We start from the raw sequence: 25,319 nt of genomic DNA on the forward strand, positions 1-25,319 counted from the left end.
CTAGCCGCGATCGGCGCTGAGGAAGTCCAGGACCACTCTGGCGAACTCCTCGGGTCGCTGCTCGGGAAGGGGAACCATGCCACCCTTGATCACCGAGATCAGCGCCCCCGGAATGACCCCCGGCAGGTTCTCCAGCTCCGGATAGGCAAAGGGGTCGTCGGTGGCCCCGACGCACAGGACGGGGCAAGCGATCTTGCCGACCCGCTCCTCCATCCGATAGCGAGCGACCGCCTGATGCCCCTTCTCCACGTCTTCGCCCTGGCCGAGCGCGTCGCGTACGAAGCGGGTCAGGATGTCGGAGCGGCCGCTGGGGTAGAACCCCTGGCGGCGCTGCCATAGATCGGTGAGGTGGCCGCCGTCGGGTTTTTCCACGACATGGTCGACAGGGGGACGCTCCCTGCGCTTCGCCCTCGCCTCTTCGTCGACGTACGGGGTGGAGGAGAGGACCAGACGTTCAACCCGCTCGGGGGCGGTCGCGGCGACCTCCACCGCGATGACGCCCCCGGTGTGGTGGCCGACCAGCGAGACTCGAGCGAGGTCGAGGGCGTCGAGGAAGGCGACGAGGGCCTCGCCATAGGCCTCGATGGAGTGCTCGGCCAGCCTGGCCGACGCGCCGAATCCGATCGTGTCCATGGCGATGGCGCGATGTGTGCGGCCGAGGATCGGCAGCACCTCGTAGTATTCGTCCCACGAGCGCGGCGACTGGTGCAGTAGCACGACCGGCTCACCCGCACCGCATTCCGCGTAGTGCAGTTGGCCAAAAGGGGTTTGCGCGTAGCCTCGGCGGATCATGCGCCGACCGTCCTTTCGGGTGTCCTTGTGCGGAGGAACAACAGGGTGAGCGCCAGGCTCGCCGCCGCGATCAGAGCGGCGGTCCACAGCGCCGACCGGTAGACAGGCGTTCCCTCGGCCTGCATGGCCGCCACGGCGCTGACCACGGCGAGGCCAAGACCGCTGGCCACCTGGAGGCAGGTGGTGAAGAGCCCGCCGACCAGGCTGCGCTCCTCGGGAGCGGCGTCGGCCAGCGCTGTAACGTTGCATGAGACGTAGGCCAGGCTGAAGCCAATCGTGATCAGGAACAGTGACCCGACAACGTGAGGCGCGTAGGAGGTGTCCGCGTTGATCAGCGCGGCGAGCGCGATGCCGGCGGTGTACATCGAGAGCCCTGCGACCAGGAGCGGCCTCGGCCCTGTCCTCGGCAACAGCCTGCCGGTGATCGTGGCCGACAGCCAGCCGCCGACGGCAAGAGGGAGCATCGCCAGCGCGGCCTGGGATGGCCCGTAATTGAGCACCCGCTGGAAGCTCAGCGCCAGGAAGAAGACAGTGCCCGACCACGCGGTGTAGACGCAGAAAGTGACTGCCATCACCGCGCCGAACTGCGGCCGGCGCCACACCCGCAGCGGCATCAGCGGTGTCACGGTCCTGGTCTGCAGGAACAGGAAACCGGCCAGCAGGGCGATCCCGCACACCAGCGTCACGGAGGTCGCCGGCGCCGACCAGCCCGCTCTTCCCGCATTCGTAAGCCCGTAGACGAGGCTCAGCAGGCCCGCCGTCGCGGTCAGCGTGCCAGGCAGGTCGACCTCGCCCGTACGGTGGGCGCCCGCGGGGTCGCGCGGAACCATGGTCCACGCCATCGCGAACAGGACCGCCACCAGCGGCGCAGTCAGGCCGAACACCCACCTCCAGCCGAGCGCGTCGGATATCAGGCCACCGAGGATCAGGCCCGCGGCGAAACCGACCGCGCCAGCGCTGGCGAAGGCGGCCAGCGCCCTGCTGCGCTCAGCCTGCTCGACGAAGGCGGAGGTGAGCAGTCCGAGGACGGCAGGGATGGAGATCGCCGCCCCGATCCCCTGCAGCCCGCGCGCCGCGATGAGCAGCTCGGCCAGCGGGGCGAGCGCGCCCGCCAGAGCGGCAGCCGCCGACAACCCGAAGCCGGTGACGAGCATCCTGCGCCGTCCAACGAGGTCGGCCAGCCTGCCCGCCACGAGCAAAAAGCCGGCGAACATGATCGCGTACGCCGAAATCACCCAGGGCAACGTCGCGTCGGCGAGACGCAGATCGAGGGCGACGTAGGGCAGCGCGATATTCATGGAGCTGAAGTTGGCAGTGTTCAGCAGCTGTGCGGAGCACAGGAGAAGTATCAGGCGGCGGCCCGCCCCCCGTCTGAGTATCACGTGTCGTGTCGGCCCTTCATGCCCGAGTGCCACGACAGGACCCGCCGCTCGACGGCGAGGAAGGCCTCATTGAGTATGAACCCGAGCACGCCGAGCAGCACGATGCCCGCCCATGTGGCTGTGAGGTCGAAGGTCGCCGAGGCGTCGGTGAGCTGGTAGCCAATGCCGTCACGGGTGCCGGGCAGCAGCTCCGCGAAGACCGTGACGATCAGCGAGAGCGACAGGGCCAGCCGCAGTCCGGCGAAGATCTTGGGCAGTGCGGAGGGGAAGACCACCAGTCTGAGACGTTCGGCACTGCTCAGCTGAAAGACCCTGCTGGTCTGCAGGTGCAGCGGCTCTACGGAGCGGGCACCGTCTGCGGTATTCAGCACGATCGGCCAGATGACGCTGAAGACGATGAACGCCAGCTGCATCTGCAGGCCGAAGCTGAAGACCACCACGAACACGGTGACCAGCGCGGGCGGCGGGATGGCACGCAGGAACTGCAAAATTCCGTCGAGGTAGTCGTAGAAGCGGGCCGACAGGCCCAGCGCCATGCCGAGCGCGATGCCGAGGACCGAGCCGAGGGCCAGGCCTGCGGCGATCCTGCCGAGGCTCGGGAGGATGTTCTCGATGGCCAGGTCGGTCAGGAATAGCGTGGTGGGAGGACCGGAGAACCACATCATGTGCATCCTGGTCACGATCGCCGAGGGTGCGGGGAAGAACGCACTCGCCGCAGCCCTGGTCGCCAGCTCCCACGCGGCCACGACGATCACGAGGACCAGCCACCGCGAGAAAGCGGATCTCACGACGGGCCTCCAGCCTGCGCGTGGTGCCAGTGGAAGAAACGTCGCTCGGCGGACACCAGGAGGGCGTTCATGGTGACGCCAAAGAAGCCGACCCAGACGACGCTGGCGAGGATCTCGTTCATCCGGCCGGGGACCGTTCCCGCCAGCGAGATGAAGATGCCGATGCCGTCGCCCCTTCCTGCCACGATCTCGGTGCTGATGGTGAGGATGACGGCCACTCCCGCTGCGAGGCGTATGCCGGTGGTGATGAAGGGAGCGGAGTAGGGCAGGCAGACCCGCCACAGCACAGCGAGGCGTCCGAAGCCGAAGGCGCGCAGCGACTCCTTGGCCATCCGGTCGACACCGTGCAGGCCATACACCGTGTTGTACAGGACAGGCCACAGAGCGGCGTAGACGATGAGGGTCACGCGCAGCTGCAGTCCCGTGCCGATGAGTAGCGCCACCAGCGGAATGAGTGCGACGGAGGGGATCGGGCGAAGGAACTCCACGATCGCCCTGGTGGCGGTATTGACAGCGGGGATGCTGCCGAGCAGCAGTCCGAGCGGCACTCCGATGGCCACGGCGAGCCCCATACCGAACAGCCAGGCGAGCAGGCTGGTGGCGGCGTGCCGGAGGAAGGCCGAGTCGGTGGCGAGGATGACGGCTTGGCGCAGGACCTCTGAGGTGGGCGGCAGGAGCTCGCTGTCGACCAGTCCGGCGCGTCCGAGGAGCTCGAAGGCTCCCGCGAAGACGAACACGCCGACCGCCCGGCGCGCCCACTTGCGGGTGGGAGCCAGACGGTCGGTCACCGTGATATGCCCGTTCACTGCGAGGTGGGGGACATCATGGTCTTGACGTCGATGGGGTTGGTGAGCCAGCCGGCCTCCTTCATCCAGTCGGCAACGCGCTGGAGTCGGACGGGGTTGTCCGAGCTGGAGAAGAACGGGAAGGTCACCGAGCCGGCCGTCGCCTTGTCGATCTGGGTGAACGTGGGAAGGATGCTGGTAACGATCTCCCTGTCCTCCATCAGCTTCGCCGCGTTGTGGAGGGCACGCTGGAAGGCGGCGGCGGTCTTGGTGTTCTTGCCGTACCAGTCCTGGGTGCTGACATAGCCGGAGATCGGGAACTCGGCCGCGGGACCCGAGGCGGGGTCGAGGATCTTACGAGCGCCCATCTGCGCGGTGGCCGCAGTCACCATCGGCTCACCCAGGTAGGCCACATCGATCTGGCCCTTCTGCCATGCGGGCATGGTGTCCGGGAAGGTCACCGTGACGTACTTGACCTTGGTCGGGTCGACGTTGTGCGCACGCAGGACCTGGTTGAGGGCCAGTTCCTGGAAATTATGCGCGACCTGCACGTTGACTGTCTTGCCCTCGAGGTCCTTGGGCGTCTTGATGGGGGAGTCCGGCAGCGCCATGATGCTCAGCGAGTCGGGAGCCGCCCGCGAGCCCTCGGCCAGGACGCGCAGCTTGAGCGTGCCCTTGTCGTGCGCCTGGAACATCGAGACGTAGTTGCCGAAGATGGCATCGACTTCGCCGTTCAGCAGCATGGGGACACCCTGAGGGCCCGCCTGGATCGGCACGGGGGTGACCTTTAGGCCCTCCTTCTCGAAGAGGCCCTTGTTGATCGCCACGTAGAGGGCCGCGTTGTCGATGATGGGCAGCGCCGCGACCTTGAGTTCGGTCTTCTCCAGGGCTCCGCCGCTGGAAGCGGCTGCTGGTGCGGCGGTGGCAGCGGAGCCGCCACCGCCGCTACTGCACGCGCTCGCGCCCAGCACCAGCGCCAACCCGAAGATGACGGTCCTGGCGGAACGGCCAAGCCTCATGCCGGGGACTCCCTTCAAGAATCATGGAGTGTCAGGAGGGGGGAACCAGGGGGCGGGACCGCCCTGGCGATGTGCGCCTGACGAGCAACAGGCAGAGACGGTAGCAGCATTACCATGCGTCACCGGTGGCACATAGGTAACACTTTTCACAACCCTCTCTATTCTGGCTTTCTGCAAGATCTGGACATATCGCCCAAGTATTGACATTCCTCGCTAAAGGGTGAAATTCGGGCGTCGAATAGGTCGGGCATTCATCGCAAATATGTAGTTCTGTGTGCCAACATCCCTAGTGCGGAGGACAGGTGGACAGCGTTTTAAACGCCGATGCGGTCATCGTCGGCGCGGGTCTCGGTGGGTGCTTCCTGGCGTGCCTCCTCGGAGCGCGGGGACAACGTGTGGTGGTCGTGGAGCGCGGCCCGTCGATCGGCAGCAGGGGTGCAGACTTCGTGAAGGCACCTGGCCTGCGCGTCTTGGAGCGGCATGGGCTCCTGCCGTCGGTGGCCAAGCGCGGAGCGCTTCGCAGGCAGGCCATCCGCTACTTCCACGACGGAGTCGCCATAGGCCTGTGCGACTTTGGGCCTGAGGGCTTCCTCATCCTTCCCTACAAGGAGCTCGTGGAGGCCGTCGCGGGGGAGTGTCAAGGCGTCACGTTCATGTTCGACAGTCAAATCGGCTCGATCGCGGGCGAGCCTCGCGGTACCAAAACGATCACAATCGTGGGCGGCCCCACGCTGCGCGCGGGCGTCGTCGTCGGCGCCGACGGCTCTAGGTCGTCGGTGCGCCCCCTCGTGGGCGGACACGGGCGTGAGATCCCCTATGCCCACCACGTCAGGATGGCCGTGTTGCCACTTGTCGACAGTGTGGCAGAGCACAACAGGCTGTACTTCGGATCAGAGGGCCTGTTCGCGAACTTTTATCCGCTCGACGCACACAGGGCCAGGGCGTTCGTGGGCCTCACATCTGAACGCGACGCCGAGCTGTTCGAGGATACAGCGGACCTCGCGGGGAAGTTGCGGCCGTTCGTGACACAGAGTGACGATGTGTTGGCTCAGGTTGGCACCGTGCAGTGGCACAGGATTCCGCTGACGGCACTGCGGACGACCCGCTACCACGAAGGTGGCGCCATCGTGCTCGGCGGCGCGGCTTTTGGCGCCCATCCCATGACGGGAATGGGGATGAGCTACACACTGGAGGACGCCGAGATCGTCGCAGATGCGGTGAGCGAAGCAGGCTCGTCGCTTGATCGACTCCATGATCTACTCGAAGAGCGTTACGAGCCGCGCCGGGTCCGTCACGAGGAGCTGGTCTCGTACGGTGACAGGCTGGCCGGCGCCTTCCCTGACCGCGACCTCTACCTACGGTCGTTCGACGCCGAACTGCACGTCGGCGAGAAAGGAAGCTTCGTCAACTTATGTAGTTGACAATGATAGTACTTTGTCCAGCTTGCTCTGCCCCGTTAGGGATCTAGCGGGGCATATCCCCTGGTATGTAGCTACATGTCAGTGTTGTGGTGTCGGCGGCGGTTGGTCCAAACTGTAGGACTGTGCTCAAATAGCCTCCATCTCATGAGCACATACAGCCCCACGTGCATCCAATGGGCGATCGCTGTTGATTCGAAGTGGGCGAGAGATTGCGAAGGCAAGTGAGAACAAGGAGCGCTGGAGCCAAGACGGCCCTCGCGTTAGATGAGCCGCCGCCGCAAGCGCCAGCCTCAGATGAGAGCGCGGGCGGTAAGTTCCGGCTGCGCAACTGGCGCGTGCGGTCACGTTTGGTCGCCCTCATCGCCGTCCCCACCGCCGTGGCGGTCGCGCTTGGGGGCGTCAGCGTCGCCAACTCCCTCAGCGACGCGAGCGACTACCAGCGGCTGAGAGAGGTCGCGGAGTTCAGCGAGCAGCTGGGCGCCGTCGCGCACGAACTGGGTTACGAGCGTGACGAGACCGCTCTCTTCATCGTGGAGAACAGGCCCCGGGGCAGGCAAGCGCAGCTGCGTAAGACGCAGAAGGCCGTCGACGAACTGGTGGCGGAGGCCAAGCGCCGCGCGTTGGTGATCTCGGACAACTTCGCCGAGCCGATCCGCCCGGTGCTCCGCCGGTTAAGCGAGATCGGCGCCCTGCGCGCCACGGCCAGCGACAAGATCCTGCCGCTGCCGATGGTGGAGAAGTACACCCAAATCATCTCGACGCTCCTGCAGTTCCACGACCAGGTTGGCCAGGTCACCCTTGACGACGTGATCGCCGACAGCGCGAGCGCGAGGGCCGCGCTCGCGCGCGCGAAGGAACAGACGTCCAAGGAACGCGGCATCCTGGCCGCCGCCCTGGTGCGGCGCGGGTTCGACGCGGGAGAGCTCGACGCCTTCACAGCGGCGGCGGCGCGCGAGACCAGTGAGCAGAAGCTTTTCGAGTCACTGGCCACGCTCGATCAGATGGAACTGTTCAGGAACACGGTCGTCGGACAGAACGTCGACCAGTCCGAGCTGTTCAGGCTGAGGTCGGTCGCGCAGGCAGCCGAGGGCGGCAGGCTGGCCATCACCAGTCGCCCTTCGCGAGACGTGGAGACCTGGTTCAAGTCCATCACCGGCAAGATCGACGGCATGCGCACGGTGGAGAAATCCATCTCGTCGTCCGTCATCATCCGCGCGAAGGTGCTGGAAGAGGACGCCAGACGCGCCGCCCTCATCTCGGCCGGCCTTGTCGTCATCCTGCTCGTAGCGGTGCTCGCGATCATTTCCCTCATCGCCAGATCCCTCATCAAGCCGCTGCGTAGGCTGCGCAGCGAGGCTCTCCACATCGCGGGACAGCGCCTGCCGCAGACGGTGCAGGACCTGCGCGAAAGGGGAGACACCACCGCGCAGGTCAAGGTGCCGCCCATCGGTGTCGAGTCGCTCGACGAGATCGGTGAAGTCGCGAGGGCGTTCGACGAGGTCCACCGCGAGGCCGTACGGCTGGCCGGCGAGGAGTCCAAGCTCCGCGCCAACGTCAACGCCATGTTCGTCAACCTCTCCCGCCGCAGCCAGACGCTCGTCGAGCGGCAGATCACCCTCATCGACGGCCTGGAGCAGGGCGAGCAGGACGAGCAGCGGCTCGCGAACCTGTTCAAGCTCGACCACCTGGCCACCCGCATGCGCCGCAACTCGGAGAACCTGCTGGTCCTCGCCGGACAGGACCCGCCGCGCCGCTGGAGCCAGCCGGTGCAGCTGGTCGACGTGGCCCGCGCCTCGCTGTCGGAGGTCGAGAACTACGACAGGGTGAACCTCCAGGTGCCGGGCGGCGCGGCCGTCGCCGGCCAGGCCGTCAACGACGTCATCCACCTGCTGGCCGAGCTGGTCGAGAACGCGCTGGCGTTCTCTCCCCGCGAGACCCAAGTCGTGGTGTCGGGCAACAGAATCGACGGCGGCGGCATGATGGTGTCGATCACCGACTCCGGCATCGGCATGACGCAGGAGGAGCTGGTCCACGCCAACGAGCGCCTGAGCGACGCGCCGACCGTGGACGTCTCGGTGTCGCGTCGCATGGGCCTGTTCGTGGTCGCGAGGCTGGCCCATCGCCACGGGGTCAGGGTGCAGTTGCGCCCTCACGGTGGCGGCGGCCTGACCGCGATGGTGTTGCTTCCCGAGGCGCTGCTCGGCGGGACCACCCCGGCGATGGCCGGATCGGGCGCGATGGCCGGCACGGGCGCCAGGGGCGGGGAGACGCACGCGCCCGTCGGCTGGGCGCCCGACAGACAGCGGCCCGCCGCGTTCACCGCCGACACCGGCCCTGGGTGGGCCTCGGAGCCTGGCGCAGGCATGGGCGGGTCCGCTGGCTGGTCCTCAGACCCGGGCCCCGTCCCGAGCTGGAGCGGCGCCGATATGGGCGGCGCGAATGCGTGGCCGTCCTCGGCGCAGTGGCCGTCGGAGGTAGATGCGCAGTGGCCCTCTGCGGACGGCGGCGCGCCGCAGTGGCCCTCCTCCGAGCCAGGCAAGGCGCAGTGGCCGTCCGAGAGCGGCGCGTGGGCCTCGGGCCCTCGCGTAGCGGGCGGCACCTTTGACAGCGGCGAGGCTGACGTGTGGACGCCTAGCAAGGGAGCCTGGCCCGAGGCGTCGCCGTCCGACCCGCCCTCCACGTGGTCGTTCCAGAACAAGCCGCTCGCCGCACCTGGCGCAGGAGGCTATGACGTTTCCGAGGTCGAGTCCAACCCGACAGGGCCCATCCCTCAGGTGAAGGGCACCACAGGTGACGAGTTCCTGCCGATCTTCGCCTCCGTCGAGTCGGCGTGGTTCGACAAGGGCGAAGAATGGGACACGTCCAAGGCCGACGCGGGCTGGTCGGCGGCGGAAGCCGTACGCGAGCCCGTCAAGGACGGCTCCACCGCCGCGGGTCTGCCCAAGCGGGTACCGAGGGCCAACCTGGTCCCCGGCTCCGCCGACACCGCGGCGCCCAAGGGCGTCGCGCCCATGCCGGCGATCTCGCCGGAGCGGGTGCGCAACAGGTTCTCAAGCTTCCAGCAGGGCTTCAGAGCCGCACGTGACGACATCAGCGAGGGCCGCTACCCGGGCGGTCCGCGAACCGTTGATAGCAGGGAGGAGGACGAGTGAACGACCTGAGCCACGCGGCACGCGGAGTCGACTGGTTGATCACCGACTTCGTCAGCAACGTTCCCGGAGTCGCCCACGCGGTGGTGGTCTCTTCGGACGGCCTGCCGCTGGCGGCCTCCGCCGGATTCCCGACTGACCGCGCCGACCAGCTGGCCGCCATCGCCTCAGGCCTGATCAGCCTGACGCAGGGGGCGGCACGGGTCTTCGAAGGAGGACCCGTCGCCCAGACGATCGTCGAGATGCAGCGCGGGCTGATGCTGATCATGTCGATCAGCGACGGCTCCTGCCTCGCGGTGCTGGCCGCGCCCGACTGCGACATGGGCCTGGTGGCCTACCAGATGACGCTGATGGTGGAGCGTGCGGGACAGGTGCTCACGCCTGCCGTACGCGCCGAGCTCCGTGCGACCCAGACCAGGTGATGTAGTGACGGACCCCAGATGGAACCCCGGCGGCGGCTGGCAGCCACCGCAGCCCGCCCATGTCGAGCCCGCTTCGCCGGTCCGTCCATACGCCGTGACAGGCGGACGTACGGCGCCGCGGGTGAAGTTCGCGATGGAGGCCCTGGTCTCCTCCGCCACGGTGGAGCCGCGCGACCTGTCGCACATGCCGGAGTACGCGGCCATCAGCCAGCTCTGCCGCAGCGTCAGGTCGGTGGCGGAGATCTCGGCGCTGCTGCGGATCCCGCTCGGCGTGGTCAGGGTACTGATCGCGGACATGGCGACGGAGGGACTGGTACGGGTGCACCAGCCACAGCTCGACGCTGGAAAGCCCGACGTCAACCTGCTCGAAAGGGTGCTCAGTGGACTTCGCAGGCTCTAGCCAACAGATCGCCCCTGCCTGTGTCGGCGGTCACGAACCTCACATGGCGGTCTGATGAGCATGTTTCCGGTTGAACGCGGGCTGACCTCGACGAAGATCGTGGTGGCGGGCGGGTTCGGTGTGGGCAAGACCACGTTCGTGGGCGCGGTGTCGGAGATCCTGCCGCTCACCACGGAGGCGGTCATGACCGACGCGTCGGCGCACATCGACGACGTGTCGCTCACTCCGAACAAGACCACCACCACGGTGGCCATGGATTTCGGCAGGGTGTCGCTGGACAGGGACCTGATCCTGTACCTGTTCGGCACGCCAGGTCAGCACCGGTTCTGGTTCATGTGGGACGACCTGGTGCGCGGCGCCATCGGCGCGGTCGTGCTGGTCGACACCCGCAGGCTCGCCGACAGCTTCCCCGCGATCGACTACTTCGAGGAGGCGAAGCTGCCGTTCGTCGTCGGCCTGAACGGCTGGGACGGCCAGCAGGTCCACGCCGAGGAGGAGGTGCGCGACGCCCTCACGCTGTCGCAGCACATCCCGATCGTCAGGCTGGACGCACGCGCCCGCGACTCGGTCAAGAGCACGCTGATCACCCTGGTGGAGCACGCGTTGACCATCCGCATGGCCGTCCCCGGTCTCCAATAGCGGTTAGGCTGAGTCGCAAGACCACGCATATTCGCTTCGAGGACTGGCCAACCACGTGTTCGAGACGCTTTCCGACCGGCTGACATCGGTCTTCTCCTCCCTCCGATCCAAGGGTCGGCTGTCCGACGCCGACATCGACGCCACGGCGCGCGAGATCCGCATCGCGCTGCTGGAGGCCGACGTCGCGCTGCCGGTGGTCAAGGCTTTCGTCGCCCATGTCAAGGAGCGGGCCCGCGGCGCCGAGGTCTCCCAGGCGCTCAACCCCGCCCAGCAGGTCGTCAAGATCGTCAATGACGAGCTGATCGCGATCCTGGGCGGGGAGACCCGCAGGCTCCGCTACGCCAAGACGCCGCCGACCGTCGTCATGCTGGCCGGCCTGCAGGGCGCCGGTAAGACGACGCTGGCCGGCAAGCTGGCCAAGTGGCTGCGCGACCAGGGGCACGCGCCCATGCTGGTCGCCGCCGACCTGCAGCGGCCCAACGCGGTCACCCAGCTGCAGGTCGTGGGCGAGCGGGCGCAGGTCGCCGTCTACGCGCCGCAGCCCGGCAACGGCGTGGGCGACCCCGTCGCCGTGGCCAGGGAGTCCATCGACTTCGCCAGGCAGCGCCAGCACGACATCGTCATCATCGACACCGCCGGCCGCCTGGGCATCGACCAGGAGCTGATGAAGCAGGCCGCCGACATCCGCGACGCGGTCTCGCCCGACGAGGTCCTGTTCGTCGTCGACGCCATGATCGGTCAGGACGCGGTCACCACCGCGCAGGCCTTCATGGAGGGCGTCGGCTTCGACGGCGTCGTGCTCACCAAGCTCGACGGCGACGCCAGAGGCGGCGCGGCCCTGTCGGTGCGCCACATCACCGGCAGACCCATCATGTTCGCCTCGACGGGTGAGAAGCTCGAGGACTTCGACGCCTTCCACCCCGACCGGATGGCCTCCCGCATCCTCGACATGGGTGACATCCTCACCCTGATCGAGCAGGCGCAGAAGACCTTCGACGAGGAGCAGGCCGCCAAGATGGCGGGCAAGCTCACCTCGGGCGAGAACTTCACCCTCGAGGACTTCCTCGAGCAGATGCAGATGGTCCAGAAGATGGGGCCCATCAAGAACCTGCTCGGCATGATGCCCGGCATGGGGCAGATGCGCGACCAGATCAACTCCATCGACGACCGCGACCTCGACCGCATCGCCGCCATCATCCGCTCGATGACGCCCGCCGAGCGGCAGGACCCGAAGATCATCAACGGGTCGCGCAGGGCGCGCATCGCGAACGGCTCCGGCGTGTCCGTGACCGCGGTCAACAACCTGGTCACCCGCTTCTTCGAGGCGCAGAAGATGATGAAGCGCATGGCGGGGGGCATGGGCATCCCCGGCATGCCGGGCGGCAGGGGCAAGGCGGCCAAGGCCGCGCAGAAGAAGGCCAAGAAGGGGCGGCGCATCAGCGGCGACCCGCGCAAGGCGGCGCTGGGCAAGGCCAACTCCGCCGAGGAGAAGCCCGCCGTGGGCGGCGCGCTCGGCAACCTCGGCGCGCTGGGGGGGCAGCTCCCCAAGGGCATGGAGCTGCCGCCGGGCTTCGACCCCTCCAAGCTGAAGCTGCCGGGCCAGCAGTGATCTTCGGCAAGCGGGCACGAGTGGTCGTCGCGGTCCTCGTGCTCGCCATCTCGGCCCTCACCGTGCTGCAGCAGCTGGGCGTCAGTTTCCGCTGAAGTCCGTGTCGGGTTCGGCCACTGCCGTGGATCTGGCAGAATGACATGTTGGAACACCGTGACCAGGTGGGTGCCCTCTCATCTCCCGCCGGTCACGCCTGTCCCTCGGGCCGACACTCCGCCGTGCCCCACTCGGCGAGGCGAGGCTCACCCACGCTCTAATGCAGGAGAGACCACACCAGTGGCAGTCAAGATCAAGCTCAAGCGGCTCGGCATGATCCGCAACCCGCAGTACCGCATCGTCGTCGCCGACAGCCGCACCAAGCGTGACGGCCGGGCGATCGAGGAGATCGGCCTGTACCACCCGAAGGAGAACCCTTCGCTCATCACGATCGACGCCGAGCGTGCCGCTTACTGGCTGGGTGTCGGCGCGCAGCCGACCGAGCCGGTTCTCAAGCTGCTCAAGCTCACGGGCGACTGGCAGAAGTTCAAGGGCGAGCCCGCCCCTGAGCCGCTGAAGGTCGCCGAGCCGAAGGCCGACCGTCACGCCGTCTACGAGGCCGCGGCCAAGGAGGCGCTGTCCGGTGGCGACACCGGCACCTCCGCCACCACGCCGAAGAAGGCCAAGAAGAAGGAAGAGGCCGCGGAGCCCGCTGCTGAGGCGTCCGCTGAGACTCCGGCCGAGGCCTGACATGCTTGAGGAGGCCCTGGAGCACCTCGTGAAGGGCATCGTCGAGAATCCCGACGACGTCCGGGTCCGTGCCCGCCGCATTCGCAGCGGGCGCGTTCTCGAGGTCCGGGTCCACCCCGAGGACCTCGGCAAGGTCATCGGTCGCGGCGGCCGCACGGCCAAGGCGTTGCGCACCGTGATCAACGCCCTGGCTGACGGCAAGTACGTGCGGGTCGATCTGCTCGACCTGCACGAGACCGTCCGCTGACCGAGGAGTGTCGTGCCCCCACCGGCCTGGCCGGTGGGGGCCGTTTTTCGTGGAAGGTAGAACACGTGCAGCTAGTCGTCGGCAGGATCGGCCGCCCCCACGGGGTGCGCGGCGAGGTGACCGTCGAGGTCCGCACCGACGATCCTGACCTGCGCTTCGCCCCGGGATCGTCCCTGGCCACCGAGCCCGCCGCGCGCGGGCCGCTGTCGATCACCGGTCACCGCTGGCACAAGGGCATTTTGCTGGTGCGTTTCGAGGGCGTCTCCTCCCGCGAGGCCGCCGAAGACCTGCGCGACACCATGCTGGTCATCGATTCGGCAGACGTGCCGCCCTCCGACGACCCCGACGAGTTCCACGACCACCAGCTGATCGGGCTGTCCGTCGTCACCGTCGCCGGCGAGCCGGTCGGCGAGGTCACCGACGTCCTCCACCACGGCCAGGACCTCCTCGTCGTCCGGCGGGCGGGCGCCGACGAGGTCCTCGTCCCGTTCGTCAAGGCGCTCGTGCCCGAGGTCGACCCGGCCGGGGGCAGGATCGTCATCGATCCGCCGGAGGGCCTGCTGTCATGAGGCTCGACATCGTCTCGATCTTCCCCGAGTACTTCTCCCCGCTCGACGTCTCCCTCATCGGCAAGGCGCGCGAGCGCGGCACCCTCGACGTGCGGCTGCACCAGCTGCGCGACTGGACCCACGACGTCCACAAGACCGTCGACGACACCCCCTACGGCGGCGGCCCCGGCATGGTCATGAAGCCGGAGGTCTGGGGCGAGGCGATCGACTCGATCATCGGCGACGGCGCGCCCCGCATGGTGGTGCCCACCCCGAGCGGCCGCCCCTTCACCCAGGAACTGGCCCAGGAACTGGCCCACGAGCCGTGGCTGCTGTTCTGCTGCGGCCGCTACGAGGGCATCGACTCCCGCGTCATGGCCGAGTACGGCACGCGCCTGCGCGTCGACGAGGTCAGCATCGGCGACTACGTCCTGGCGGGCGGCGAGGTGGCCGTCCTGGTCATGGTCGAGGCGATCGGCAGGCTGCTGCCCGGCGTGCTCGGCAACGCCCACTCCGCGGTCGACGACTCCTTCGCCCCCGGCGCGATGCGCAACCTGCTGGAGGGGCCCGTCTACACCAAGCCGCCGGTCTGGCGCGGGCGCCAGGTGCCCGACGTGCTGCTGTCCGGACACCACGGCAAGGTGGCCAGATGGCGTAGGGACGAGGCGCTGCGCCGTACGATGAGGAACCGGCCCGACCTGGTCGAGGCGCTCGACGCCGCCGACCTCGACAAGCGCGACCGTGAGCTGCTGCTCTCGTTTCGCGCCGAGCCGGAAGATGTGGCAGACTGAATCGCTGGTGTGCCCGCCGTCGGCCACCTGATTCATCCAACCAGCAGGCGTGTCCCCCTCGTCGCAGCGCCATGGCGCTGCCGGGTGGACCTCCGCATGCTCGCGAAACGTTGAGGAAACGCTCTCATGCACACGAAGATCCAGGAGCTCGAGAAGGCCACCCTGCGCAGCGACGTCCCGGCCTTCCGCCCCGGTGACACGCTCGAGGTGCACGTCCGAGTGGTTGAAGGCAACCGCTCCCGCGTCCAGGTCTTCAAGGGCTTCGTGCTCCGCCGCCAGGGCAGTGGCGCCCGCGAGACCTTCACGGTCCGCAAGATCAGCTACAGCGTCGGCGTCGAGCGCACCTTCCCGGTCCACAGCCCGGTCATCGAGAAGATCACCCTCGTCACCCGCGGTGACGTCCGTCGCGCCAAGCTCTACTACATGCGCGACCTGCGCGGCAAGGCCGCCCGCATCCGCGAGAAGCGTGACAGCGTGCCCGCCGGCAAGTGAGTCCTCGCCCCACGGCCCCGTGACCAGCAGGTCACGGGGCCGTGGCGCTTTGCGCGGGCATTTCCTTCAGGTGAGGCGACCCAGGGGCGCGTGTGCCCTCCGTGGGGTATGGCCTTCATCTAGGCTCATCAGCGATGAAAAGCGAGAGCCGGAACACGGCGGACGCGTCCGCCAGGAAAAAAGGGTCGTTCTGGAAAGAACTCCCGGTGCTCGTGGTCATGGCGCTGGCGCTGGCTCTGATCGTCAAGACCTTCGTGCTCCAGGCGTTCTACATCCCGTCGGAGTCGATGGAGAACACCCTGCTGACCAACGACAGGGTCCTGGTCAACAAGGTCGTGTACCACACGCGCGACGTCGAGCGCGGCGACGTCGTCGTCTTCTCCGGCACCGGCTCGTGGGATCCGGCCGCCCCCGACAGGCCGCCCGCCCATCCCCTCGCCGCCGCCCTCCAGTGGCTGGGCACCGCCATCGGCGTCGTGCCGGGCACCAAGGACTACATCAAGAGAGTCATCGGGGTCGGCGGCGACACCGTCGCGTGCTGCGACGTCAAGGGGCGTGTCACGGTCAACGGCGTCGCGCTGGACGAATCCACTTACCTCTATCCTGGCAACGTGCCCTCCCAGAACTTCTTCACGGCCAAGGTGCCCGAAGGACGGCTCTGGGTGATGGGCGACCACCGGCAGGTCTCGCTCGACTCCCGCGAGCACACCTCCGGCCCCGGTGGCGGCTCGATCCCTGTCGACCAGGTCATCGGCCGGGCCTTCGTCATCATCTGGCCCCTGTCCAGGGCCACGACCCTGTCCATCCCCGAAACGTTCGCGCAGCCCGTCGGCGCTCTGGAGGGGGCCGCACCGGCCCTGGCCGGACTCGCGGGCTCCCTGCCGCTGTTCTGGCTGCGCCGACGCTGGCTTGCGAGGCGGTAGCCGTACCCCCATGGCAGTTGAAGAGAGCAACAAGCGCAAAGGCGGGCTCAGGGAGACGCTCTTCCTGATCGCGCTGGGCGTCGGCGTGGCGCTGCTGCTGCAGGCGTTCGTCGTGCGGTCGTTCTACATCCCCTCCGAATCGATGGAGAACACGCTCAGGATCGGTGACCGGGTGAGCGTCAACAAGCTCCACGGCGCCAGCGAGCGCGGCGACATCGTGGTCTTCGAGGGCTGGAACGGCGAAGACACCATCAAGCGGGTCATCGCGGTCGGCGGCGACAAGGTCGCGTGCTGTGACGCCAAGAAGCGCATCACGGTCAACGGGATTCCGCTCGACGAGAACTACCTGTTCCCCGACGACTTCCCCTCGGGGGAGAAGTTCTCCTACACCGTGCCGCAGGGCAAGCTCTGGCTCATGGGCGACCACCGCTCCGCCTCCGTCGACTCCAGGACCCACGTGCGCGAAGCCGGCGAATGGATCTCCGAGGACCAGGTGATCGGCCGGGCATGGGCCATCTACTGGCCGCTCTCGCACGCCACGATCCTCAGCCGGCCCGAGATCTTCGACAAGGTGCGGTGAGTCGCGGATGAGGCGTACGCTGCGTGTGTCATGTTTCGACCACGTCCTAGCGTTGTCCGGCGCGATTCCGGGCTCTACGCCTACGAGCGGGCGCTGGCGCGCAGGGGGTTGACCCCGATCGCCGGAGTCGACGAGGCGGGCAGGGGAGCCTGTGCGGGACCCCTGGTGGTGGCGGCCGTCATCCTCCGGCGGGAGATCCCCGGGCTGGCCGACTCCAAGCTGCTGACGCCCGAGACGCGGTCGGCACTCTACGACAAGGTCATGGCTTCGGCCGAGGTCGCCGTCATCGTGATCCCCCCGGCCGAGATCGACGCGCGCGGACTGCACAAGTGCAACGTCACGGGAATGCGGCGGGCGGTGGCGCGGTTGCCGATGGTTCCCGGATACATCCTCACCGACGGCTTCCCGGTGCCCGGGCTGCCCGCGCCGTCGCTGGCCGTGTGGAAGGGGGACCAGGTAGCGGCCTGCGTCGCCGCCGCGTCCATCGTGGCGAAGGTGACGCGGGACAGGATCATGACGGAGCTGTCCTCGGACTTTCCCGAGTACGGCTTCGCGGAGCACAAGGGGTATGTGACTCCGGCCCATCGGCGGGCGTTGCGCGCGCACGGGCCGTGCTCCCACCACCGCTTCTCCTTCGTGACGGTGTCACGGACTTTCGTGGGGGAGAATGGAGTGGGGGCAGGAGTTGCCTGATCAGGCTGGAGGACCGGGATGAGCGCAGAGGATCTCGAGAAATACGAAACCGAGATGGAGCTGCAGCTTTACCGCGAATACCGTGATGTGGTCGGGCTGTTCACGTATGTCGTCGAGACCGAGCGGCGGTTCTATCTGACGAATTCGGTGGATCTCGACGTGCGGACGGCGGAGAACGGGGACGTGTTCTTCGACGTGAAGATGCAGGATGCTTGGGTTTGGGATATGTACCGGCCTGCACGGTTTGTTAAGAATGTACGGGTGGTGACGTTCAAGGATGTGAACGTCGAGGAACTCGCCAAGTCGGACCTGGAGATGCCCAAGGAGGGCTTCTCGGGCTAGGCGGCCGACTCCTCCTCGCTGCCGCAGATCGGGGGAGGTTCGAGAGGCGGTGTCGCCTTCCCCGGGCGGCCGAGATGGAGTCGCTTCCCGCGGGCGGGGGGCTCTGAGGTGTCGTTCCTGGTGGGTGGCGGGTATCTCTGAGCGATGGCGCGGGTCTTCAGGGGGGCCAGGTCTGAGAGGCGGCGTCGTCTTCCCGGGCGGGCGAGATGGGGTCGCTTTCCGTGGGCGACGGGTCTCTGAGGTGTCGCTCTTGGTGGGTGGCACGTGTCTGAGAGATGGCGCCCGATCCTCGCGGGCGGCCAGGGTCTGGGAGACGGCGGCCCTCGGGTAGACAGCTGTGGCGCTCTATTGGGTGGTTGCGGGTGGCCTCTTCCCGACGTTCGCGGCCCTCGAGACCCCCGTGAATACCGGAACTTCTCCTGCCACCTGTCGATCGATCCAGCGGCCTCTCGCGCCCGCCGAAGCGTCAGGACCGGCCTGCGCTCCAGCATGTCGGAAAGGCTGCACTCCTCTCCGGATGCCGGATCACACGCGCCGGGCGGGCACCTCACCCGGCACCGGCCACCGCTCGCTCGCCACGATGGAGCCCTTGCCCACCCGCCCGCACCGCGGACTCGGACCGGCCGGTCACCTGCCGACGCCCGAGGAACGGGCTGCTCACATGCCCCGACCGACCGGTCGCCTGCTGGCTTCGACCCCTGAGCCCCTGGCCCGGGGACCTCCCGGCCACCCGCTGGTCCCGCCGGCCAACGTGCCCGTCATCTGCCCGTGCTTCGGGACTTCCAGCAGTCCGCCCGCCCCCATGAACTGTCCGCCCGCGCCTCTCTGCCAGTCCCCACCCCGCGCAGGGGCCTCTCTGCCGGTCCCCACCCTGCGCAGGGGCCGCTCGACCAGACCGTCTCCGCCCTCATCCCTTCGCTCCGCCCCGGCTCCAGAACTCCCGGACACCCCCGACAAGCGTCCGTTATCCACACCCCGGTCACCGCCCCGCCGCCCCATCCACAGAACCCCGTTCGCCTCCTTCCACCCCACCCACCCTCCGGAAGAGTCACCACCGGAGGTGATCCCATGTCATCCAAAGACGAGCTGGGCAAACAAGGCGAGCAGATCGCCGTCGACTACCTGCGCGCCAAGGGCATGCAGATCCTCGACCGAAACTGGCGCTGCCGCCACGGCGAGATCGACGTCATCGCGGTAGACGGCACGAACCTCGTGGTCATCGAAGTCAAAACCAGGTCGGGCCGCACCCACGGCACCGCGCTGGAGGCCGTGCGCCCCGCCAAGCTGGCCCGCCTGCGCATGCTCGCCGCCACGTGGCTGGCCGCCCAGTCCCGCGGCTTCGACTCCGTCCGCGTCGACGTCATCGCCCTGGAACGGATCGGCGGCGACTTCGCGCTGCGCCATGTTCAGGGGGCGATCTAGATGGCGGTCGCGCGCACCCGCAGCGTCACCCTCATCGGCGTCGCCGGCCGCAGCGTCGAGGTCGAGGCCGACGTCGGCAGCGGCCTGGCCGGCATCCACCTCATCGGCCTGCCCGACACCGCGCTGAGCGAGGCCCGCGACCGGGTGCGCTCAGCGATGGTCAACAGCCACTACCCCTGGCCCGACGCCCGCATCACCGTCAGCCTCTTCCCTGCCAGCCTCCCCAAGCGTGGAAGCCAGTTCGACTTGGCCATCGCCATCGCGATCCTGGGCGCGGCGGGCGCCGTACCGGCCGACCGGATCGCGGAGCCGTTCTTCCTCGGCGAACTGGGGCTCGACGGACGGCTCCGCGCCATTCGAGGCGTGCTGCCCTCGGTGCTCGGCGCGGTGCGCAGCGGCGGCGCCACCGTGGTCGTCCCCGCCGCGAACGCCGCCGAAGCCGCCCTCGTCCCCGACGTCACTGTGGTGCCCATCACCGACCTGCGCCAGCTCGTGGAATGGTTGCGCCGAGGCGACGCGCCACCGCGCTACATCCCGACCCCCGATCCCTCAGCTGCAACAGACGCGTCTCCCGTACGGCATGCACACGAGCAGCACCGCCTCCGCCCCACATCGTCAGGCGTGTCCCGTCCATCCGGCGGCTCCGTACGCACGCTCGCCGATCGCTCGCCGGACGCCACCTCAGACGACGGCACGCCGTCCTCGTCCGGATACGTCGTGGGCACCGCCTCAAGCGGTCCGCTCACCGGCCCGGACCCCGGTGTCGACCTGTCCGACGTGGTCGGGCAGCCGTTGGGCCGCCGCGCCCTCGAAGTGGCCGCCGCCGGAGGCCACAACCTCTGGATGCTCGGCCCGCCCGGCACGGGCAAGACGCTCCTGGCCGAACGCCTGCCCACGCTCCTGCCCGACCTCGAGATCGACCATGCCCTGGAGGTCACCGCCATCCACTCGATCGCCGGAGTCCTGCCGCCCGACAGCCCGATGATCAGCCGTCCGCCGTTCGTGAACCCTCACCACACGGCGAGCATCGCCTCGGTCGTCGGCGGCGGCAGCAGCGTGGTCCGCCCTGGCGCCGTCTCCCTCGCCCACCGCGGCACCCTCTTCCTCGACGAGGCGCCGGAATTCCCGAGACACGTCCTGGATTCGTTGCGCCAGCCGTTGGAAGCAGGGAAAGTGACCGTGTCACGATCGGTGGGCACCGTCACCTTCCCGGCGAAGTTCACGCTGGTCCTGGCGGCCAACCCGTGCCCGTGCGCCCAACCAGCCGGCTCGGGCGAGTCCTGCCGCTGCTCGCCCGCCGTACGGCGCCGCTACCTGGCCAGGCTGTCCGGACCGCTCCTCGACCGCATCGACATGAAGATCACAGTGGCCCGCTCCAGCCGGCGTGAGCTCATGGCCGACCGCCAGTTCGTCGAGACCAGCAAGGTCGTCGCCGAACGCGTCAGGCTCGCCCGCGAACGTGCCGCCGAACGCCTCGCCGACACCCCCTGGCGAACGAACGCCGAGATCCCCTCAGCGGCTCTCCACTCCGACTTCCGTCCGTCCGACCATGCCATGCGCCCGATGACGGCCTGCCTCGACTCGGGCTCGCTCAGCGCCCGCGGGCTCGACCGTGTCGTACGGGTGGCTTGGACGATCACGGACCTCGCCGGCAAAAACCGTCCTGGAACCGACGAGACGGCTGCCGCCCTGGCCATGTGGCTCGGCGTCGGCTGACACCTTCCGCCGCCGTCCTGAAGCCGCCCCGAGCCAACTGCGGTTAGCGGGCACAGCCGCCACTGCAGCAACACCGCCACCTCGTCACACGGGCTCACTGAGCCCACCACACGCCATTCGGAGCGTCATCCTGCCGGTAGCAGCGACGCTCTCCGGCACTTCCACCCACACCACCAGGGAGCACGCCGACATGAGCAGCCCCACCCCCTCGACCCCGGACGGCGAGGACCCCTCGCGGACCCATCGCGACGAAGAGGCGCCAAGCAGGCCACTTTCGACCGATCCGGTGTGGCGTGAGCCGCCCAAGCCCTCACCACCACCGAACCCCACCCCGACCGCATCGGCGCCACATGCCCACACGCCCACAGTCCCCGCGCCATCCACATCACCGTCATGTGCCCACACACCGACAGCCCCCGCGCCATCTGAGGGAACGCAGCCAGACCATACGCAGCCATCCGTGGGGACGTGGTCAGATTCCACGCGGCCATCCGGAGGACCGCGGCCGGATCTCACGCGGCCATCCGGCGGAACAGCACCAGAGCTCACGCCCCTCGGCCTGCCTGCTCGCACCCCTGGAGGTTCGACGCTCCCACCCTCGACCGAGCGCACACTGACCGAGCGCACGCTGTCAGACCCCGCGCTGCCGAACGATTCGTCGTGTCCCACACCGGCATCCCATCCTGCGGGGACGGACCCGCTTCCCGCGACTCCGCCGTCGTCTGGCGGCCTGGACGCCACGCCCCCATCTCCACCCACCGCCGGCCAGCACGCCGTCCCGGTAACACCCGAATCCGAGTCCACCAGGACTCCCGCTACGGATGAGGCGTCTCCGCAACCGATGGCCGCTTCCGTCACCGCGAGTCACGCCGAACTCGTGGCACGCCCACGGGAAACACCACGCTCCCAGGGACTGCCCTGTTGCGGGGAAGCACCGTGCTCGGGAGAAGCCCCGAGCTCGGGGGAAGCGTCGAGCTCGGGGGAAGCGTCGAGCCTCGACGGAATGCCACGCTCTGGGGAACGGCCGCAGTCCGGGGAAGCGCTGCCTTCTGGGGAAGGGCCGTGCTCCAAGGATGGGCCACGCGCAGGTGAGGTGTCGTGCCACGGGGAGGGGCCATGCGTGGGTGAAGTGTTGCGCTCTGAGGAATGGCCACGCGAAGGGGAAGTGTCGTACCCCGAGGAGGGGCCACGCACAGGCGAAGTGTTGCGCTCTGAGGAATGGCCACGCGAAGGCGAAGTGTCGTACTCCGAGGAAGGGCCACGCTGGAAAGAAATGCCGTGCCACGAGGAAGCGCCTGGCCTCAAGGAAGCGGACGCGACGCCTGCCGTACCCGTGACACCCCTGCTAGGCGACCACGCACCGGACGGCATGTCAGAAGGCAGCCCACTGCCGGCCGCCGCCGGCCCAGCCTCACCCCATACATGCGCGCATCCGCAGCCCTCGATCGCGCACGCTGACCGCCAAGAGACCCTGGCCAGGGCGGCACTCATGCGCGCAGCGGACGTCGGCGATCCCATCATGGGCCGTCTCGTCCGCTCGCAGGGGCCCGGCGCAGCCGTTGAGGCCATCCTCAAAGGTGCCCTGCCCGAGGACTTCGTCGCCGGCGAAAGGCTCCACGACCACGGGCCGACCCGTGTCGCCGAACTCCATCGGCGCTTCCAGGCTTGGCGCGCTCGCCTGGAGATCGCTGATCCAGCCGCGGACCTCGAAACCGGGCATCGTGCCGGCGCGCGACTCGTCATCCCAGGCTCGACCGAGTGGCCCACCCAGCTCGACGCGCTCGGGCACAGCCGCCCACTCGGCCTGTGGGTGCACGGCTCGGCCGACCTGCGCTTCTCCTGCCTGCGTTCGGTGGCCATGGTCGGGGCGCGGGCCGCCACCGCGTACGGCGTGCACGTCGCGGCCGAGTTCGGTGTCGCGCTCAGCGAGGCGGGATGGACCGTCGTCTCAGGCGGCGCGTACGGCATCGACGGGGCCGCGCACCGCGGAGCCCTGGTCGGCGACGCTCCGACCATCGCTGTTCTCGCCTGCGGCACCGACATCTGCTACCCGAGCGGCCACCACGAGCTGTTCGCGGCGATACGCGAAAAGGGCGCCGTGGTGAGCGAGTGCCCTCCCGGCGTGCATCCCACAAGAGCGCGCTTCCTCATCCGCAACCGGTTGATCGCCGCTCTGTCCCGGGGAACGCTCGTCGTCGAGGCCGCCATCCGCAGCGGCGCGCTCAACACGGCGGGACACGCGGTCTCTCTCGGCAGATATCTGGCCGCGGTGCCAGGCCCGATCACCTCCGAGATGTCGATCGGCTGCCACAAGCTGATCCGCGACCGCAACGCCGTCTGCGTCACCACGCCCGAAGAGCTGATCGAACTGGTCGGTCTGATCGGCGACGACATCACAGTGCCGGCCCGCGGGCCCGTGCTGCCCCGCGACGCGCTGAACGAGCCCACCCGGCGCGTCCTCGACGCCGTCCCGAGCCGTGGGGGCGCGGGGCCCGCCTCGATCGCCGTCTCGGCTGGCGTCGATCTGACCACGGCGCTGAGCTGCCTGGGCGGCCTCGCCGCAGCCGGCTACGTGGAACGTGTCCCCAAGGGCTGGAGACTGCGCAGAGGCCAACCGTGATGACGGCTGCGGCGGTGACGGACGCGGAGCTTGGAGCTGCAGGCCGCCGGTGACGGTCGTTGGGATTGCCTTCGCTGGTGTGACGGAGCTCGGTGGCGGCCGTGCCAACGGAGAGGTGCGCTCAGGGCGCGCGGACACCGTCGCCAGTGATGAACGGCCCTCGCAAGGCAAGTCACCGGTGATGAACGGCCCTCGTAAGGCAAGCGGAGGGCCAGCCGGGTATGTCCGCGGTGAAGGGGGATCATGGATGGCAGGCGAGGGCACAAGAAACACGGGCTGAGGCATGCAGGCCAGCCCGGTCAAGAAACACGGGTTGAGGCATTCCAGGCCAGCCCGGTGAGGGAGCGGCGGTATGACAGACGGCGACGAGGTACTGGCCGAGTTCGAGAAGCATCTGCGCTTCGAACGGGATCTTTCGCCGCACACCGTTCGTGCCTATCTGTCTGACATAGCCTCCTTGCTCGCGCACCTGGACCTTGGGATGGCCGGGCTCGATACGGCAGCGCTGCGCGAGTGGCTGGCCGAGCAGCACGCCGCAGGTCTGTCGCGGGCGACTCTCGCGCGGCGTACGGCATGCGTGCGCACGTTCACGGCCTTCGCGCATAGGCGCGGATGGTTGCCTGACGATCCCGGCCTGCTCCTGGGCAGTGCGAAGGCGGCGAGGTCGCTGCCCGCCGTACTCGATCAAGAGCAGGCGCAGGCCGTCCTGGACGTGCCGCCGCAGTCGAGCGAGCCCAAAGACCTACGGGACCAGGCCGTCTTGGAGCTCCTTTACGCGACTGGTGTCAGGGTGAGCGAACTGTGCGCGCTGGACGTTGACGACGTCGACAGGGACCGGAACGTGATCCGGGTTCTCGGCAAGGGACGAAAGGAACGGACCGTGCCGTTCGGGCTGCCCGCGCTGCGGGCGGTGGACCGGTGGTGCGTGCACGGGCGTCCGCTCTGGATCAGGGAGGGAACCGGCCCGGCGCTGTTCCTCGGAGTGCGCGGTGGACGGCTGGACGCGGGCACCGTACGGCGGATCGTCCACGCCCGGCTGGGAAGCGTCGACGGGGTGCCGGACATGGGACCGCACGGCTTGCGGCACACGGCAGCCACACACCTGCTGGAGGGTGGGGCAGATCTGCGGAGCGTGCAGGAGTTGCTGGGTCACGCCTCGTTGAACACGACGCAGATCTACACGCACGTGTCGATCGAGCGGCTGCGGGCGGCTTACCGGCAGGCTCATCCGCGCGCGTGAAACCGGTGTTTGGTCAGGTGGATCAGGCCAGTCCGTTGGTGAGCTCGTCTGTGCGTGGCTGACGGTAGGTAGCCGGGGATGGGTGGTTGGCGGGGGCTCGGCTGTGCGAGGACTGGTGGCTGGCGACGGTTGGTCAGTGAGGCGTCCCCGGCTGGTGAACGGGCGCTAGGTCACGTGATTTCGGGTCGTTGCTTGGTGGGCTCCGGTGGGCTCGTCTGTGGGTGTTCGGCGGTGGGGGGCTGAGGTGGGGTGGCTGGCAGGATCGGCTGCGCGCGAGGATCGGTCGTTGGAGACGGTTGATTGGTGGGCTCTGTCGTACCTGTGAAGCGGGTGATGGAGGGTCCTTTGCCGGCGGCCTCACATGTGCGTGACTGGCGGTGGGTGGCGCGGGCGCGGATGGTTCGGCGGGTTTGTCTGTGCGTGGGGATTTGACGGGGGATCGGGTGGGGCGGCTACGAGGAGTGATGCCGTCTCGGACGCCTCGTGTGGATGTATGTGAAGGGCGCTGGCGAGTCTCGGGGGCTTGTGGCAGGAGCGTCTCGTCGGGTCCGAATGCGGAGGTCACCTGGACCT

Annotated in this window: 24 protein-coding genes; 19 read left to right on the plus strand and 5 right to left on the minus strand. The window is 68.4% G+C overall.

Going from position 1 to position 25,319, the window contains the following annotated elements; all coding sequences use genetic code 11:
• Genes ACWEVS_RS29180 through ACWEVS_RS29200 form a run of 5 tightly spaced genes read right to left on the minus strand, consistent with a single transcriptional unit; the run spans position 1 to position 4,766 of the window.
• The gene (locus tag ACWEVS_RS29180) at positions 1-792 is read right to left on the minus strand and encodes an alpha/beta fold hydrolase (RefSeq protein ID WP_452554134.1); all 792 of its coding nucleotides are present in this window, start codon (positions 790-792) and stop codon (positions 1-3) included.
• Positions 789-2,207: an MFS transporter gene (locus ACWEVS_RS29185; protein ID WP_452554135.1), complete on the minus strand. Its 1,419-nt coding sequence runs from the start codon at positions 2,205-2,207 to the stop codon at positions 789-791. The genes ACWEVS_RS29180 and ACWEVS_RS29185 overlap by 4 nt, the downstream gene beginning before the upstream one ends.
• A complete protein-coding gene (locus tag ACWEVS_RS29190) occupies positions 2,171-2,962 on the minus strand; it encodes an ABC transporter permease (RefSeq protein ID WP_452554136.1) in 792 nt (263 codons plus the stop codon). Before ACWEVS_RS29190 ends, ACWEVS_RS29185 begins: the two co-directional genes overlap by 37 nt.
• Entirely contained in the window at positions 2,959-3,750 is a 792-nt protein-coding gene (locus ACWEVS_RS29195) for an ABC transporter permease (protein ID WP_452554137.1), read from the minus strand. The genes ACWEVS_RS29190 and ACWEVS_RS29195 overlap by 4 nt, the downstream gene beginning before the upstream one ends.
• A gap of 14 nt (positions 3,751-3,764) precedes the next feature.
• Positions 3,765-4,766 (minus strand): ABC transporter substrate-binding protein, encoded by a 1,002-nt coding sequence (locus tag ACWEVS_RS29200; protein WP_452554138.1) that lies wholly within the window; start codon positions 4,764-4,766, stop codon positions 3,765-3,767.
• Between the two features lie 302 nt (positions 4,767-5,068).
• On the opposite strand from ACWEVS_RS29200, the gene ACWEVS_RS29205 reads away from it, so the two are divergent.
• The 19 genes from ACWEVS_RS29205 (at position 5,069) to ACWEVS_RS29295 (ending at position 24,746) form a co-directional block, all read left to right on the plus strand.
• Positions 5,069-6,187, plus strand: a complete 1,119-nt coding sequence (locus ACWEVS_RS29205) for an FAD-dependent monooxygenase (protein WP_452554139.1) — start codon at positions 5,069-5,071, stop codon at positions 6,185-6,187.
• A gap of 335 nt (positions 6,188-6,522) precedes the next feature.
• The gene (locus ACWEVS_RS29210; protein WP_452554140.1) at positions 6,523-9,339 is read left to right on the plus strand and encodes a nitrate- and nitrite sensing domain-containing protein; all 2,817 of its coding nucleotides are present in this window, start codon (positions 6,523-6,525) and stop codon (positions 9,337-9,339) included.
• A complete protein-coding gene (locus tag ACWEVS_RS29215) occupies positions 9,336-9,758 on the plus strand; it encodes a roadblock/LC7 domain-containing protein (protein WP_354923139.1) in 423 nt (140 codons plus the stop codon). Before ACWEVS_RS29210 ends, ACWEVS_RS29215 begins: the two co-directional genes overlap by 4 nt.
• Before the next feature lie 4 nt (positions 9,759-9,762).
• Entirely contained in the window at positions 9,763-10,158 is a 396-nt protein-coding gene (locus ACWEVS_RS29220) for a DUF742 domain-containing protein (protein WP_449929559.1), read from the plus strand.
• Positions 10,159-10,212: 54 nt separating this feature from the next.
• Positions 10,213-10,797, plus strand: a complete 585-nt coding sequence (locus ACWEVS_RS29225) for a GTP-binding protein (RefSeq protein WP_449929558.1) — start codon at positions 10,213-10,215, stop codon at positions 10,795-10,797.
• A gap of 55 nt (positions 10,798-10,852) precedes the next feature.
• Positions 10,853-12,406 (plus strand): signal recognition particle protein, encoded by a 1,554-nt coding sequence (gene ffh / locus ACWEVS_RS29230; protein ID WP_354920075.1) that lies wholly within the window; start codon positions 10,853-10,855, stop codon positions 12,404-12,406.
• Positions 12,407-12,682: 276 nt separating this feature from the next.
• A complete protein-coding gene (gene rpsP / locus ACWEVS_RS29235) occupies positions 12,683-13,132 on the plus strand; it encodes a 30S ribosomal protein S16 (protein WP_354920078.1) in 450 nt (149 codons plus the stop codon).
• Position 13,133: 1 nt separating this feature from the next.
• Positions 13,134-13,379 carry an RNA-binding protein gene (locus ACWEVS_RS29240; protein ID WP_354920081.1) on the plus strand — a complete coding sequence of 82 codons (246 nt, stop codon included), beginning with the start codon at positions 13,134-13,136 and terminating at the stop codon, positions 13,377-13,379.
• A 65-nt stretch (positions 13,380-13,444) separates the two neighbouring features.
• Complete coding sequence (gene rimM, locus ACWEVS_RS29245; RefSeq protein ID WP_449929555.1) at positions 13,445-13,948, plus strand: ribosome maturation factor RimM; 504 nt, start codon at positions 13,445-13,447, stop codon at positions 13,946-13,948.
• A complete protein-coding gene (trmD, locus tag ACWEVS_RS29250; RefSeq protein ID WP_449929553.1) occupies positions 13,945-14,718 on the plus strand; it encodes a tRNA (guanosine(37)-N1)-methyltransferase TrmD in 774 nt (257 codons plus the stop codon). The genes rimM and trmD overlap by 4 nt, the downstream gene beginning before the upstream one ends.
• A 126-nt stretch (positions 14,719-14,844) precedes the next feature.
• Positions 14,845-15,210 carry a 50S ribosomal protein L19 gene (gene rplS, locus ACWEVS_RS29255; protein WP_354920090.1) on the plus strand — a complete coding sequence of 122 codons (366 nt, stop codon included), beginning with the start codon at positions 14,845-14,847 and terminating at the stop codon, positions 15,208-15,210.
• Positions 15,211-15,344: 134 nt separating this feature from the next.
• Positions 15,345-16,133, plus strand: coding sequence for a signal peptidase I (lepB, locus tag ACWEVS_RS29260; RefSeq protein WP_452554141.1), 789 nt, complete (start codon positions 15,345-15,347; stop codon positions 16,131-16,133).
• Positions 16,134-16,143: 10 nt separating this feature from the next.
• Entirely contained in the window at positions 16,144-16,713 is a 570-nt protein-coding gene (gene lepB / locus ACWEVS_RS29265) for a signal peptidase I (RefSeq protein WP_449929549.1), read from the plus strand.
• Between the two features lie 30 nt (positions 16,714-16,743).
• Entirely contained in the window at positions 16,744-17,406 is a 663-nt protein-coding gene (locus tag ACWEVS_RS29270; protein ID WP_452419191.1) for a ribonuclease HII, read from the plus strand.
• A gap of 18 nt (positions 17,407-17,424) precedes the next feature.
• Positions 17,425-17,748, plus strand: coding sequence for a DUF2469 domain-containing protein (locus tag ACWEVS_RS29275; protein ID WP_068895098.1), 324 nt, complete (start codon positions 17,425-17,427; stop codon positions 17,746-17,748).
• A 1,068-nt stretch (positions 17,749-18,816) separates the two neighbouring features.
• The gene (locus ACWEVS_RS29280) at positions 18,817-19,170 is read left to right on the plus strand and encodes a YraN family protein (protein ID WP_452419315.1); all 354 of its coding nucleotides are present in this window, start codon (positions 18,817-18,819) and stop codon (positions 19,168-19,170) included.
• The gene (locus tag ACWEVS_RS29285) at positions 19,171-20,886 is read left to right on the plus strand and encodes a YifB family Mg chelatase-like AAA ATPase (protein WP_452554142.1); all 1,716 of its coding nucleotides are present in this window, start codon (positions 19,171-19,173) and stop codon (positions 20,884-20,886) included. It abuts the gene before it with no gap.
• A gap of 1,489 nt (positions 20,887-22,375) precedes the next feature.
• Positions 22,376-23,506 (plus strand): DNA-processing protein DprA, encoded by a 1,131-nt coding sequence (gene dprA, locus ACWEVS_RS29290; protein ID WP_452554143.1) that lies wholly within the window; start codon positions 22,376-22,378, stop codon positions 23,504-23,506.
• A gap of 352 nt (positions 23,507-23,858) precedes the next feature.
• Positions 23,859-24,746, plus strand: a complete 888-nt coding sequence (locus ACWEVS_RS29295; protein ID WP_449929538.1) for a tyrosine recombinase XerC — start codon at positions 23,859-23,861, stop codon at positions 24,744-24,746.
• The last annotated feature ends 573 nt before the right edge of the window (positions 24,747-25,319 follow it).

The sequence above is a fragment of the Nonomuraea sp. NPDC003754 genome, from assembly GCF_053605785.1.